Origin of the sequence: Streptomyces sp. NBC_00454, assembly GCF_041434015.1 — a bacterium.
GTDB lineage: Bacteria > Actinomycetota > Actinomycetes > Streptomycetales > Streptomycetaceae > Streptomyces.
Genome location: NZ_CP107907.1, coordinates 344,613 through 357,597, shown reverse-complemented (window position 1 = coordinate 357,597; position 12,985 = coordinate 344,613). Strand labels below are relative to the sequence as shown.

15 protein-coding genes are annotated in these 12,985 nt (G+C 70.8%); 8 read left to right on the top strand and 7 right to left on the bottom strand.

Features of this window, described 5'->3' with window-relative positions:
• Positions 1–17: 17 nt before the first annotated feature.
• Positions 18–782, top strand: coding sequence for a DUF2785 domain-containing protein (locus OHU74_RS01570; RefSeq protein WP_371614179.1), 765 nt, complete (start codon positions 18–20; stop codon positions 780–782).
• A 122-nt stretch (positions 783–904) separates the two neighbouring features.
• Entirely contained in the window at positions 905–1,657 is a 753-nt protein-coding gene (locus OHU74_RS01565) for a class I SAM-dependent methyltransferase (protein WP_371614178.1), read from the top strand.
• Between the two features lie 28 nt (positions 1,658–1,685).
• Here the strand turns inward: OHU74_RS01565 and OHU74_RS01560 are convergent, their stop codons facing one another.
• Both OHU74_RS01560 and OHU74_RS01555 read right to left on the bottom strand, forming a co-directional pair.
• Positions 1,686–2,123: a hypothetical protein gene (locus OHU74_RS01560; RefSeq protein ID WP_371614177.1), complete on the bottom strand. Its 438-nt coding sequence runs from the start codon at positions 2,121–2,123 to the stop codon at positions 1,686–1,688.
• 54 nt (positions 2,124–2,177) lie between these two features.
• The gene (locus tag OHU74_RS01555; protein WP_371614176.1) at positions 2,178–3,134 is read right to left on the bottom strand and encodes a LysR family transcriptional regulator; all 957 of its coding nucleotides are present in this window, start codon (positions 3,132–3,134) and stop codon (positions 2,178–2,180) included.
• 115 nt (positions 3,135–3,249) lie between these two features.
• Here OHU74_RS01555 and OHU74_RS01550 point away from each other — a divergent pair, with 115 nt between their 5' ends.
• The 4 genes from OHU74_RS01550 (at position 3,250) to OHU74_RS01535 (ending at position 8,164) form a co-directional block, all read left to right on the top strand.
• Entirely contained in the window at positions 3,250–4,062 is an 813-nt protein-coding gene (locus tag OHU74_RS01550) for an inositol monophosphatase (RefSeq protein WP_371614175.1), read from the top strand.
• Positions 4,063–4,112: 50 nt separating this feature from the next.
• Complete coding sequence (locus OHU74_RS01545) at positions 4,113–4,757, top strand: NADPH-dependent F420 reductase (protein ID WP_371614174.1); 645 nt, start codon at positions 4,113–4,115, stop codon at positions 4,755–4,757.
• 43 nt (positions 4,758–4,800) lie between these two features.
• Positions 4,801–5,304 (top strand): hypothetical protein, encoded by a 504-nt coding sequence (locus tag OHU74_RS01540; RefSeq protein WP_371614173.1) that lies wholly within the window; start codon positions 4,801–4,803, stop codon positions 5,302–5,304.
• 241 nt (positions 5,305–5,545) lie between these two features.
• The gene (locus OHU74_RS01535; RefSeq protein WP_371614172.1) at positions 5,546–8,164 is read left to right on the top strand and encodes an RICIN domain-containing protein; all 2,619 of its coding nucleotides are present in this window, start codon (positions 5,546–5,548) and stop codon (positions 8,162–8,164) included.
• A 96-nt stretch (positions 8,165–8,260) separates the two neighbouring features.
• Here OHU74_RS01535 and OHU74_RS01530 read toward each other — a convergent pair whose 3' ends face one another.
• The 5 genes from OHU74_RS01530 to OHU74_RS01510 form a co-directional block, all read right to left on the bottom strand.
• Positions 8,261–9,073, bottom strand: coding sequence for a hypothetical protein (locus tag OHU74_RS01530; protein ID WP_371614171.1), 813 nt, complete (start codon positions 9,071–9,073; stop codon positions 8,261–8,263).
• Positions 9,070–9,603 (bottom strand): SigE family RNA polymerase sigma factor, encoded by a 534-nt coding sequence (locus OHU74_RS01525; protein WP_371614170.1) that lies wholly within the window; start codon positions 9,601–9,603, stop codon positions 9,070–9,072. Before OHU74_RS01525 ends, OHU74_RS01530 begins: the two co-directional genes overlap by 4 nt.
• 124 nt (positions 9,604–9,727) lie before the next feature.
• Positions 9,728–10,624: an expansin EXLX1 family cellulose-binding protein gene (locus OHU74_RS01520; RefSeq protein ID WP_371614169.1), complete on the bottom strand. Its 897-nt coding sequence runs from the start codon at positions 10,622–10,624 to the stop codon at positions 9,728–9,730.
• 187 nt (positions 10,625–10,811) lie between these two features.
• Positions 10,812–11,318 carry a helix-turn-helix domain-containing protein gene (locus OHU74_RS01515; protein ID WP_371614168.1) on the bottom strand — a complete coding sequence of 169 codons (507 nt, stop codon included), beginning with the start codon at positions 11,316–11,318 and terminating at the stop codon, positions 10,812–10,814.
• 18 nt (positions 11,319–11,336) lie between these two features.
• Positions 11,337–11,684: a hypothetical protein gene (locus OHU74_RS01510; protein ID WP_371614167.1), complete on the bottom strand. Its 348-nt coding sequence runs from the start codon at positions 11,682–11,684 to the stop codon at positions 11,337–11,339.
• A 110-nt stretch (positions 11,685–11,794) separates the two neighbouring features.
• Between OHU74_RS01510 and OHU74_RS01505 the strand changes: the two genes are divergently transcribed.
• Positions 11,795–12,574 (top strand): phytanoyl-CoA dioxygenase family protein, encoded by a 780-nt coding sequence (locus tag OHU74_RS01505; RefSeq protein WP_371619529.1) that lies wholly within the window; start codon positions 11,795–11,797, stop codon positions 12,572–12,574.
• On the top strand, positions 12,571–12,921 hold the full coding sequence (locus OHU74_RS01500; RefSeq protein ID WP_371614166.1) for a hypothetical protein: 351 nt from the start codon (positions 12,571–12,573) through the stop codon (positions 12,919–12,921). Before OHU74_RS01505 ends, OHU74_RS01500 begins: the two co-directional genes overlap by 4 nt.
• Positions 12,922–12,985 lie beyond the last annotated feature (64 nt).

Below are 12,985 nucleotides of genomic sequence, written 5' to 3'. Positions count from 1 at the left end.
CTGCCTACGATGCCTCCATGATCAATTGGGACAGTGTCATCGAGGACCACGACTACGCCGTTCCCGCCACGCAGTCCTTCGACGACCTCGTGGCCGATCTTTCGCAGGCACTGGCCGACCCGGACCCCGAGATCCGTGACGGTGCCCCGCTCATGGTGCTCAGGGAATGGATCGCGCGTGGGGTGATCGACGGCCCGAGGCGGTCGGCGCTGGGTGACGCGATGGCGGTCCGCTTCACCGACCAGGAGATACAGGCCCGTACGTTCGCTCCGCTCGTGCTGACCTATCTGGTGCGGGCAGGAGAGTTCCGGCCGGGCTGGCTGGACGCCTTCGCCGACTGGTTCGTCACCGAGACCGACCTGCGCGGCTACGACGACACGATCGGCTGGCTGCATGCGGTGGCCCACGGCGCCGACCTGCTGGGGGCCTTCGGGCTGCGGCCCGAGGCCGACCCTCGGCTGCTGCTGCGCCTGGCTGCGACCCGCCTGCTGACGCCCACGGACCACGTACTGGAGCAGCAAGAGGACGACCGGCTGGCCAGAGCCCTCGACATCGTCCTGGCTCGCGAGGATCTGACCGAACAAACGGTGACGGCCTGGCTGGAGCCCGTGGCGCAGGCGTTCCGCACGCTGCCGCGCGGTCCGGTCCCCGCCTGGTACTCCAACACCGTCCGAACCCTGCGACCGCTCTACATCCGGGTACACCGAGGCACGGACCGGCCGTGCCGCCAGGCCCTCACCGCCGCGCTGACCGAGGTCCTCGACCTGGTCGACGCCCGGTAAGAGCCACCCAGCGGGCGGTGCCCGGAAAGATCTCTCCCGACCGGCCCCGAACCGTGTGATCGGAGCCGGTGGAAGGTAAATGGGTCGACAGCGCTCCGCGGTACCCGGCAAAGTGGCCGCCCGTGACGAGCAGTGAGCTGTGGACCCGAGCGACCGCCGACCGCTACGACGCCGAGGAGACCGAGATGTCCTCGGCCGCCGTCCTCGGACCGACCCTCGACTTCCTCGCCGAGCTCGCCGGAGACGGCCGGGCACTGGAGTTCGCCATCGGGACCGGACGCGTGGGCGTCCCCCTCCGGGAGCGCGGTGTGCCGGTGACGGGCATCGAAATGTCCGAGCACATGGCGGCGGTGCTGCGGCGCAAGACCGACGAGGACACGCTCCCGGTGGTCATCGGGGACATGGCCACCACCGTCGTTCCCGGCGGGTTCACCCTGGTCTATCTCGTCTACAACACCATCACGAACCTGCTCACGCAGGACGAGCAGGTCGAGTGCTTCCGCAACGCCGCACGCCATCTGGAGCCCGGCGGCCGGTTCGTCATCGAGCTGGGTGTGCCGCCGCTGCGGTTCCTGCCGCCCGGCCAGATCGCGGTGCCGTTCGACGTCTCCGAGCAGCACCTCGGCTTCGACACCTTCGACCTCGTCGAGCAGATCCTCGTCTCGCACCACTTCACCCGCGACGGCGACAGCGACAGCGACGACGGCCGCTACCGCCGCGAAAACTCCCGGCACCGCTACGCCTGGCCGGCAGAGCTCGACCTGATGGCACGGATCGCCGGGCTCGAGCTGGAACGTCGCGTCGCGGACTGGGACGGAGCGCCGTTCACCCAGGACTCCGCGAAGCACATCTCCGTGTGGCGCAAGCCCACCTGAGCTCGGCCGTCGGGGCGCGGTGCGCGCCCTAGGTCCAGGCGGCGAACAGGGCGTCCTGGACTCGAAACCGCCCCACGGCCAAGGCGGGGACGCAGCCCAGCAGGGTCAGGTAGGCCCACCACTGCCAGGCCGCGCCGTCGAAGGCATAGGCGACAGTGGCCGGGGCGAGCGGCAGGATGGGGACGGGCACCAGGTGCCACAGAATCCGGCCGCCGGGCAGCCGCCGGGCCAGGGCCTCGCCGATCAAGGCAGTGGGAGTGGCGAACAATACGGCCTGGACCAGTCCCAGGACGGCGCTGAGGAAGCCGAGCCACACCAGCGAGTACAGCCAGTCGCTGCGCTCGATGGGCAGCCCCTCGGTCACCAGGGACAGCGCGATCAGGACGATGCCGATGGCCGCGTATTGGGCTGTTGTCGCGTACCCCGTGATGCACAGGGTCCGCCTGCCCGTCATCTTCCGTGCCACTGCTCATTCCCCCGCTCGCTCCGGGATGCCGGGCGATCTTGTCGTTGAACACGTTCAAACATTCGGCACAGTACACCCCGCCTCTCCGGACGCGGCGGCCGGGCGGGGGACGGGCGTGAAGAGTGCCCGGACGGTTTCGGTGGCCAGCTCTCGCAGCCAGGTGTGGGCGCGGTCGTTGTCGTAGCGCTGGTGCCACAGCAGGTACAGGGGTACGTCGGGCAGCGGGAGTGGCGGCGGCAGTGTGACCAGGCCGAGTTGTTCCCGGGCCGTGCGGGTGACCGCGTCGGGGAGGGTGACGACCAGGTCGGTGTCGAGGACGAGTTGCAGTGCGAAGGCGGCGGTGGGCCCGGCGGCGACGACGCGTCGTTCGAGGCCGTGTGCGGTCAGGGCTTCGTCGATCGGGTCCTGCAGGCTTCCGCGCCGCGAAACGGTGAGGTGTTCGGCGGCTGCGTAACGCTCGAGGCTCAGCGTGCCCTCGGTGAGCGGGTGGCCGGGTCGGACGGCGACGACCAGCCGGTCGCTGCCGACGAGGCGGTGGCGGATGTCGGGGAGCGTCGGAGTGCCGGAACTCGATTCGAGGTCGACCTCACCCCGGCGCAGCTCGGCGTCGTCCGTCCCGGGTTCGGCGGACAGGCGCAGCCGGACGCCGGGGGCCTGGCGGTGGACGGCGGTGATCAGGGCGGTGCCGGAGGCTGCGGTCAGGGCGTCGTGCCAGCGCACGGTGAACACCCGGTCCAGAGCCGCCAGGTCGAGTTCCTGCTGCGCGGAGAGAAGCTGGTGGGCCTGCTGCACCAGGGCGTGGACCTGGGCGCGCATGGCCAGCGCGCGGGTGGTGGGGACCATACTGCGGCCGGTGCGGACCAGGATCTGGTCACCGGTGGCCTTGCGGATGCGACCCAGGGAGCGGCTCATCGCCGGTGAGGTGACGTGGAGGCGTGCTGCCGCGCCGGCGACGCTGCCCTCTTCCAGCAGGGCGTCCAGGGCCGTGAGCAGGTTCAAATCCAGTTGCATGACAGTAACTCTACAAGTGACAAGCATGCACTTGTTGTTAATTGCCAGGCGGCCTACCTTCGAAGTGCGGGGGCGGAACAACCACCCCGCTTCGATCGATCCCAGGGAGCCCGCCATGAGCACAGCCATGCCCTTCGCCGCCGGTACGACCCTCCTCTCCGACGTGACGGCCGCGGTGAAGGCCGCCGGGGGCACGCTGCGCGACCGCTACACCTCCCACGCCCGGGGCGTAAGCCTGGACGAGGTCGTGGAGGAGATCCACGCCAACGACGACGCGGTGCTGGACGTGCTGCGGGAACCGCTGCTGCGGGCCCGGCCGGGGTCGCAGTGGGCCGAGGACGAGCTGGCCGGCGGCGCGCTCCCGCCCGGGGAGTGGTGGGTCGTCGACCCCGCCGAGGGCAACATCAACCACGTCCACGGCATGGACGACTGGGCCGTCACCGCCACCCTGGTCAGCGACAACCAGCCGGTACTCACCGTCGTCCACCTGCCGCTGACCGGCGACACCTACACCGCGGTCGCCGGCGGCGGTGCCCACCTCAACGACCGGCCCCTGAAGGTGTCCGCCAAGACCGACCTGGGTGCCGCGCTCATCGGCACCGGCCAGGCCAAGCCCGGAGAGGACGAGCGCACCTTCCGGCGGATCGGTGACTCCGTCACCGCCATGCTCATCAACGGCCTGGTCGTGCGCGTGTCCGTTCCCGCCACGATGCAGCTCATCCACGTCGCCGCCGGACGCATGGACGCTTTCTGGCAGTTCTCCGACGTCCGCTCGGGCCTGGTCGCCGGCGCCCTGCTGGTCTCCGAAGCCGGAGGCACCGTCACCGACCTGGCGGGCGAACCCTGGAACACCGGCAGCCGCGACTTCCTGGCCGCCGCCCCCGGCCTCCACGCCGCCGCCCTCAAGGTCCTCTCACCGATCGCCTGACCGGAACCCTCCGCTCTTCCCCACCCCGATACCGCAAGGAGCATCACCCCATGGCCAGCATCGGCATCCTGGGCACCGGCCGCGTCGGCACCAACCTCGCCGCCAAGCTCTCCTCAGCCGGACACCACGTCACCCTCGGAGCCCGGAGCCCCGAAGGCACCGCCGCCCGCCCCGCGGGACTCGCCCCGCCGGTGGCCTTCGCCGACCAGCGCACCACTGCCCGCACCGCAGACATCGTGATCAACGCGACGCCCGGCGACAGCTCCCTGGACCGCCTCACCGAGCTGCGCACCGAACTCGCCGGCAAAATACTCATCGACGTCTCCAACGCCACCCGCGACGACAGCGACGGCCTACCCGGCGAGCTGTGCTATCCCGGCAGCAGCCTCGCCGAGAAGCTCCAGGCCGCGCTCCCCGACACCCACGTGGTCAAGACGCTCAACACCATGCTCTTCATGGTCATGACCGCTCCCGAAACCCTGGCCACCCCACCGACCGCCTATCTCTCGGGCGATGACGAACACGCGAAGAAGACCGTCACCGGTTTGCTCGGCGACCTGGGCTGGCAGCCCGAACTGATCGAGGACCTGGGCGACATCACCACAGCACGCGCCACCGAAGCCATGATCCTGGTCGTGCCCCACATCCTGCGCCGACACGGCTTCAGGCCCTTCGCCGTCTCCCTCTCCCGCTGACCCAGGGTTCTCGCCGCCGCTGGCGACCGGTACGCTCCCGGCCGTGAACGATCTTCGGGTGGGAGCGTCCGTAGTTGCGGGCGGACTGGTCTTCGGCACACTCATAGCCATCGGTGGCTGGTGGGCCCTCAACGGCGGGATCTACGGCTGCACCGCCGCGGATGCGGCACTGCAGGACCCGGTGGCCGCCCAGCTCCGGACGCTCGGCACTCCGCAAGGAGCACAGGCCGACGACTCCTACTCCGGCTGCGACGACGACGACCGCTTCGCGTACTTCGGCCTCGGGTACGCCGAGCCCGCCCGCCGAGCGGACGTCGTCGCCTACTACCAGGCGGCCGCCGCCCGCAACGGCTGGCTGTCGGCACCGCCCGAGCCGGACGAGCCCGCCTGGCGCAGCGACCCGTCCGGCGAACGGATCGGCCTCTGCTTCACCAAACAGATCGACGGCGCCACCTCCCATCTCGCCGTGTCCTGGGCATTCGAGGGGGAGAAGGGCTACACGGTGGAGGCCCGGGCGAGCCGGAGCGGCGGCTCCTGGTGTCCGTGAGCCCGGCCGGCTTTTCGTCGCCCACTCGCGGAGCATGCTCTGCGGGCCGAGAAGACGATTGTCGTACCGATCGTGGCGGGTGGGCGTGGGTTCGACTACCTCGCCACGAGGTGACCTGAACGATTCTCCGGCTCGAGGCAACCCTTTGCGGGGCCTGTGACCACAAGGAAGTAGATCCGGCCGTTCCGCTGCCCGGATCCGCCTTTCTCTCGTGAACAGTTCGCAAGGAGAACGTCTACCCATGAGCAACACCCCGAACGGCGGCCGCCGCGGGCGTCACCGCCGTCGCCTGAGCGCCACCGCTCTGCTGCTCGGCATGCCGCTGGGCGCCGTGTCGTACTTCGTGTTCGTAGTCGAGGACTCCCAGGCCGCGACGGTCGACGGCGGTGCCTACTACAGGCTGGTCTCGGTACGCAGCGGCAAGGTGATGGACGTCAACGGCTTCTCCACCGCCGACGGCACCCGCATCCAGCAGTGGACCGACCAGGGCACCGCCAACCAGCAGTGGAGGCTGAGGTCCACCGGGGACGGCTACTACGAGCTGGTCAACCGCAACAGCGGCAAAGTACTGGGCATAGCGGGCGATTCGAGCGCACAGGCGGCTGTCGCCGAGCAGCAGACCGACAGCTCCTCCGTGTCCCAGGAGTGGCGGATCGACGGTGTGGGCGGTTCCGACGCCGTCACCTTCACCTCCCGCAGGAGCGGCCAGGTCCTGGACGTCTCCGGAGGCTCCACCGCCGAGAGCGCCGCAGTCATCCAGTATCCCGACAAGGGCAGCACCAACCAGCAGTGGAAGCTGGTGAAAGCAGCCGAGACCCAGGCGGCAGGACCGTATCGGTGGAACAACGCCCAGGCGGTGGGCGGTGGTTACGTCACCGGGCTGGTGTTCAACCCCAAGGAGAAGGGTCTGCTGTACGCGCGCACCGACATGGGCGGTGCCTACCGCTGGGACACCGCGGCCGAGCAGTGGATCCCGCTGACCGACTGGGTCGGCGAGAAGGACTGGAACCTGCTGGGCATCGACTCGGTGGCCACCGACCCCGTCGACCCCGACCGGCTCTACCTCGGGGCGGGCACCTACACCAACGAGTGGGCCGGCAACGGCGCGATCCTGCGCTCCACCGACCGGGGCCGCACCTTCAAGCGCACCGAACTGCCCTTCAAGCTGGGCGCCAACGAGCCCGGTCGCGGCGCGGGCGAACGGCTGGTGATCGACCCCGCGGACAACGGCACCCTGTTGCTGGGCACCCGCAAGAACGGCCTGTGGCGCAGCACCGACCACGGCGCGACATGGAGTCAGGTCTCCTCGTTCCCGGTCAAGGACGGGGCTAGCAGCGGCGCGGGCATCTCCTTCGTGACGTACGGCCCGGCCGGCAGCAAGACGGTCTACGTCGGCGTTGCCGACAAGTCCACCTCCCTGTACCGCTCCACCGACGGCGGCAGCACCTGGCAGGCCGTCTCCGGACAGCCCACCGGCCAGCTGCCGCAGCACGGCGTCCTCTCCGGTGACGGCTCGCTGTACCTGACGTACACGAACACCGTCGGACCCAACGACGTGACGGCGGGCTCGGTGTGGAAGTACACGCCGACCGGCGGGGCGTGGAAGAACGTCTCTCCGTCGCAGGGCGGTTACGGGTTCTCCGGGCTTGCCGTCGACCCGCAGAAGCCGTCCACGGTGATGGTCACCACCCTCGACCGCTGGTGGCCCGAGGACGAGATCTACCGGACCACCGACGGCGGTACGACCTGGAAGGCGCTGGCCGGCAAGTCGGTGCGGGATGCCTCCGCCGCCCCGTACGTCGGTACCGCCACCGGGCACTGGATGACCGCCCTGGCCATCGACCCCTTCAACTCCGGGCACGTGCTGTACGGCACCGGCAACGGCATCTGGCGCAGCAAGGACGCCACCGCCAGCGACAGCGGCGCTACCAGCCACTGGACCGTGGGGGCCCGAGGGCTGGAGGAGACCGCCCTGGCGGACGCGATCGCCCCTCCCGGCGGCGCCGCCGTCATCACCTCCATGGGCGACCAGGGCGGTTTCCGCCACGACTCCCTGACCGAGGTGCCCGCCGGGCGGATGGAGAACCCGGCGATGTTCCACAGCACCGACATCGATTTCGCCCAGTCCAACCCCTCGATGATGGTCCGGGTCGGAAAGGCCGGCGCGCAGGACGGCGCCTACTCCGCCGACGGCGGCCGCAGCTGGAACGGCTTCAAGGCGGAGCCGGTGGGCAGCGCCGACAGCGGCCACATCGCGCTCGCGGCGGACGGCTCCACCATCGTCTGGACCGAGGCCGGCCAGGCCCCGTACCGATCGACCGACAAGGGGACGACCTGGTCGAAGGTCGTCGGCCTGGGCACCGACGCCGTGGTCGTCGCGGACCGCTCCTCGGCCAGTACCTTCTACTCACTGGCGGGCGGCACGCTCTACGCCAGCACTGACGGCGGCACGGCCTTCACCGCCCGCGCCACCAGCCTGCCCTCCGGCCGGCTCACGGCCGTCCCCGGCATCGCCGGGGACCTGTGGATCGCAGGTGGCGCCAAGGGGCTGCTGCACTCGACCGACGGCGGCCGTACCTTCACCACGCTCACCACGGTGCAGTCCGCCTCCGCCCTCGGCTTCGGCAAGGCCGCGCCCGGCGCCGCCTACCAGGCCCTGTACCTGATCGGTACCGTCAAGGACGTCACCGGAGTCTTCCGCTCCACCGACAAGGGCGCCACCTGGCTCCGCATCAACGACGACGCCCACCAGTGGGGCAACTTCGCAGGCCTCGGCATCGTCACCGGCGATCCCGACACCTACGGCCGCGTCTACATCGGCACCAACGGACGCGGTCTCCAGTACGGCGACCCTTCCTGATCCCGACGCCCTAGCGGGGCCGCAGGCACTACGGCCTGCGGCCCCGCCATGGCTGACGGAACGTGCTTCGTCTCCACCGGGGGTCTGCCCGGGCGGCTACGGCCGTGGCGTGGTGAAGTCGCCCCAGACCGCGAGGGCGCCGCGGGGACCGTTGGCGTCGACGCGGTAGCCGTCGTGGTTGGACTCACGGTCACCGGCGGCGTGGTTGTACTGGCCGGCGAAGACATGCTGTCCGGCCGGCACCGTACGGCCCGGCTTGAGGATCCAGCGGTAGACCACCGCTCCGCCCTCGTTCTGCACGGTGACGGTGAAATCCTCGGCCGGCATCGTCCGCCAGCTGCCGGTGCTCTGCACCGCTCCGGTCTGCGCGATGCGCAGTTCCACGGTGAGTGCGGTGAGCGGCTGCGTGGACTTGAGGGTGACGTTGCTCTGCGCCCAGAAGCTGTTGTTGTTCGAGCCCAGGGCGCCGGCCGACGACAGAGGCCCGTCCTCGAGGTGCGCGCTGCCGGGCGGGGTCGAGCCCGCGGGCCTCGACGCCGAAGGGCTGGGGCCCGTCGGGGACGAACGCTCCGGCGTGGTTGGGCGGCCGGTGGCGGGCGCCGACGGCGTCGACGGTGTCGGCCGGGGCTTCCCGGACGGCGTCGACGGCGCGGCGGGGGTGGCCGAGACCTCCGGCCGGGCCGGCGGCGACTGGACCATGGCGGCGACGGCGAAACCACCGACAGCCAGGGTGCCGACCGCGGTGAGGGAGGCGAGCGCGACCCTGGGCCAGGGCCTCGCGCCGGACCGCTCGCGGTGGCGGGCGGGGGCGCCGGACATGCCGCGTTCCACGCGTGCCAGGATCCGGGCGCGGTCGGGCTGGTGGGCCTCGGCGGCTGCGCGCAGCCGCTCGGCGAGCTCCTCGTTCAACGACTCCTCCTCCCCGCCAGAAGTTCCCCGGCTGATCCCGTGCTGTCCAGCATCCGTTCCAGTTCGGCCATACCCTTCGAGGTCTGGCTCTTTACCGTACCGACCGATATACCGAGCGCCAGCGCGGTGTCCTTCTCCGACAGGTCGAAGGCGTGCCGCAGGACCACACACGTCCGCTTGCGGAACGGCAACCGGGCGAGAGCCGTCCGCACGTCCACCACGGTGGCCACGTCCGGACCGTCCAACGGCTCCGCGCCACGGGACCAGAACAGGGCGATCCGGCGGCGCTCGCGCACCGTGCTGCGGATCCGTGACCGTGCCAGGTTGGCGACCACGCCACGGGCGTAGGCGAGTGGGTGCTCGGCCTGGCGCAGCCGGTCCCAGCGCTGCCACAGTGCGGTCAGGGCGTCCGCGGCCAGATCGTCCGCGCCGTCCGTCTCGCCCGTCAGGAGATGGGCGAACCGGGCGAGTTCCGCGTAGTGGCGTTCGAAGAAGTCGTGGAACTCCGCGGACGCGTCATCGAGGACCATGTCCGACGGTCGCCCCTTTCGCAAATGTGTGCGCTAACATCCGGGCGGCAGCGTATCAGCGCCCGGTACGGCCCAGGACGCTCCGATCCCCCGAACCGGAGCGGCCACCCGCCGCCGTGTGGTTTCAGTGCGGGGCGAACTGGACCCGGGTCGGTTGTGCGACGTCCGGGAGCAGCGCGGTGCCCTCGACCGTCAGCTGTTCCCCGTAGATGTCGGTGATCCTCATCGCGCCGCCGCACCCGCTGCCGTCGGCGGAGAGGAAGTAGTTGTAATCGGTACGGGGCAGCTTGCGCCAGCCCGCGGCGGTGCGTACCTCCAGCCTAGCGACCGGATTGCGGTGGCCGATCACCTGGATGGCGCACCAGTAGCGGCTGGACCCGGTCTTGTACCGGATGGAGAGCGCCCCGGAGCTCTGGGGGCTCAGCAGGCTCCAGGTGATCGGGATGCGGCCGAGCTTGGGGTCGGCCAGTTTCGCGAAGGCCTCTTGGCTGAGGTCCAGTTGTCCGGGCGCGCAGGGCAGCGGACATTCGTTGGTGATCCGGACCGTGATCGAAGCGCCGTTCGCCGCGCGGACGCGCACGTACGCGCCGCACGCCCTGGACGACTCGTAGTCGGTGGTGTTCATCGCCGCGACCATGAGGTCGTCGCTCGGGCCGAACAGGCAGGCGCCATTGCCGTCGCCGGCGGCGTAGGAGGTGGCGACGCCCTTGTAGCTGGCCCCGGGCTGGATGCGTCCTGCCGACGGCGCCGGGGTGGACGCCGCCGGTGGGGTTTCCTTCGCCGAAGGCTGCGGTGTCTGAGCGGTGGCCGTCGCGCCGGCCACGCTCGGGGTCGCCGATGCGGGCGGGCTGTCCGCCGGGGACGGGCTCGTCGGAGCCGAGGAGGTGGCTCCCGCCAGGGTGGCGGCGGGGGCGGCCACGTCGGCCGGGTCCCCGGCCCGGGCCTTGGGGCCGGGGAGCATGGCCGTCACCAGGCAGAAGAGGACGCCCGCGGCGGTCAGTATCACTGCCGTCCCCAGCATCAGCCTGTTTCTGCGCCTGCGCTGCCGCGAGGCCTGCCGTGCAGTCTGCATGTCCGTCCGTTCCAAGATTCGGGTCGAGGTGCACTGCCTGGTCGCCGCAGGACGCGAAAAGGTTGCCGCCGTTTTGGAAAGGGCGTGCGGTGGGTCCTTCGGGGCGGCCGGGCAGCGGTGTCCCGCACCGGTCCGCTCACTGAGCGGGGGAGTGCGGGGAAACGGGCTGGGCGGCACGGATGCCGCGCGGAGAAGCTCCGAGCGCGCGGCGACAAGCCTTGTTGAACGCCTGGAGGTCGGGAATGCCGACCGATGCGGCGACGGCGGGGACGGAGAGGGTGGTGGCCTGCAGGAAGTGGCGCGCCCGTTCCATCCGCCGGGCCCGGATGTAGCCCACGACCGTCTCCCCCGTCGCGGCGCGGAAGAGCCGCGTCAGGTGGTTGTGGGAGACACCGGCCGCCGCAGCGATGTCCGGCACCGTCAGAGGCTGTCCCAGCCGCGCCTCGATCAGGGCCACGGCGGCCGTGACCGCCGGATGCGCGGCCTGTGTGTTCCGCTCCCTCGCGGGCGCGAGCTGGGCGACCCGCCACAGGGCGACCCACACCTCGGCCGCGGCCCGTGCCGGGGTGTTCGGCCAGGCTGCCAGCGCCTGCCGCAACTGGGCGTTCAGCCAAGTGAGTTCGGGACCGGCGTGCTGGATCACCGGAATGCTGCGGGGAGTTCAGCCCGAGCCCAGGTGGAGGTGGACGTAGAGGTGTGAGGACCGGCCCCGGTAGCGGTAGCGGACCTCGGCGCCGGGCGGTACGAGGCTGACCCGGCCGGGGCGGATCCCGTACTCCGTGCCGTCAACCGTCAAGTCGGCCTCGTAGTCGTACAGATGGAGCTGCCAGAGGTCCGGCAGGGAGAACACGTCCATATGACCGGCCGGGCCGTGCACGCTGATGCCGACGGCGGCGAGAGTGGGCGGCTCGTCAAGGTGGGCGAGTGTCGTGTGCATGGTCGCCTCTCCTGTCAGTGCGTCGGTGAGCCGCTCCAGGACCACCAGCCTCCCACCCCGCCTGCCGGGCACGGTGGTGAGAATCGACCAGTGGAGGGTGAACGCGGCCCATCCGGCGCGCGGCCGCCGGGCCTAGCGTGGCCGCCGTGGAGAACACGCGAGAACTACTCGATTCGGTGCGGATGGCGCGGTTCGTGGCACGCGGGTCGCTGCGACTGGACGCGGTGGTCCCGGCGGAGATGAACACCGAGGGCCTGGCGGTACTGGCCGACGGGGTGCCGCCGGTGCCGTACGGGACCCCGCTGTCCGAGGCCTACGCGAAGGGATCCTTCGTCCGCCGGCTGCTGGAACTTCCGCAGGTGGCAGGTGCCCTGCACAGCCTCGTGGGCCCGGAGCCGTGGGTGGACCACGACTTCGTGCACACCCGCGAGCCCCACGGCGGCGAGGCGCAGCCGCTGCACGGGGACGCCGTCATAGACGTCCGGCCGGACGCCTTCGACGTGCAGCTGATGTACTTTCCGCAGGCGGTGACGCTGGAGATGGGTGGAACGCTCACCGTGCCGGGCAGCCACCTCCGGCGGATCAACGAGTCCGACACCGGCCGCTACCAGAACCTGCGCGGCCAGGACCGGCTGGTCTGCCCGGCCGGGACCGTGGTGTTTCTGCACCACGGCCTCTGGCACGGGGGCCGGCGCAACGACAGCGACGTGATGCGCTACATGTTCAAGATCCGCTTCAATCCCAGGGTGCGCCAACAGCGCCTGTGGAACACCTCGGATCTCGAAGACCCGCAGGTGGCAGCCGAGTTGGACACCATGTTCCCGTGGTACGAGGGGGCGACGGGCCGGCTGGAGCGGTACAACCGCATCCTGCTGTGGCGGGTGCTGACCGGCGACGACCACTTCGACCTCGACCACTGGGTGACCAGGGTCTCCAACCGCCCCGCGGAGGTACAGGAATGACGACCGAAGCAATCCTCCCCGAGCGGGCGGCGGAAGGCGCCGCGCCGGTGCTGCGGCAGCAGGTGCTGGTCCTGTACTTGGCCACCTCGGCGCTGGACTCCCAGGTCGTGGGCTGGTCGCTGTACGACGGCACGGGCCGCACCTCGCCGACCACGGGCGACAGCGACGAGCCGCCGTACGAGTCGGGGGTGGCGGCGCTCCGGGCGGGCTGGCGGCTGATCCAGGCCGCTCAGCTGATCCCGCCCTACCCGGGTCATGAGTACGACGTCTCCTTCCTCAAGCACGAGTTCTTCTTCGAGCGGATCGTCGACGTGCGGGCGGAGCCGCGGGAGCCGGGGCCCCAGTAGACGAGGCACCCCTCCTCGTGCGAGCGGCGGCGGCGCCGAGCCGAGGAGGGGCAGGGGTGGGGTG

Bases quoted from the DNA above. Each gene is read 5' to 3' on its own strand.
- OHU74_RS01520 (WP_371614169.1), bottom strand. From the start codon at position 10,624: ATGCTGGGGACGGCAGTGATACTGACCGCCGCGGGCGTCCTCTTCTGC.
- OHU74_RS01570 (WP_371614179.1), top strand. From the start codon at position 18: ATGATCAATTGGGACAGTGTCATCGAGGACCACGACTACGCCGTTCCC.
- OHU74_RS01525 (WP_371614170.1), bottom strand. From the start codon at position 9,603: ATGGTCCTCGATGACGCGTCCGCGGAGTTCCACGACTTCTTCGAACGC.
- OHU74_RS01505 (WP_371619529.1), top strand. From the start codon at position 11,795: ATGGCGCGGTTCGTGGCACGCGGGTCGCTGCGACTGGACGCGGTGGTC.
- OHU74_RS01555 (WP_371614176.1), bottom strand. From the start codon at position 3,134: ATGCAACTGGATTTGAACCTGCTCACGGCCCTGGACGCCCTGCTGGAA.
- OHU74_RS01550 (WP_371614175.1), top strand. From the start codon at position 3,250: ATGAGCACAGCCATGCCCTTCGCCGCCGGTACGACCCTCCTCTCCGAC.
- OHU74_RS01545 (WP_371614174.1), top strand. From the start codon at position 4,113: ATGGCCAGCATCGGCATCCTGGGCACCGGCCGCGTCGGCACCAACCTC.
- OHU74_RS01500 (WP_371614166.1), top strand. From the start codon at position 12,571: ATGACGACCGAAGCAATCCTCCCCGAGCGGGCGGCGGAAGGCGCCGCG.
- OHU74_RS01535 (WP_371614172.1), top strand. From the start codon at position 5,546: ATGAGCAACACCCCGAACGGCGGCCGCCGCGGGCGTCACCGCCGTCGC.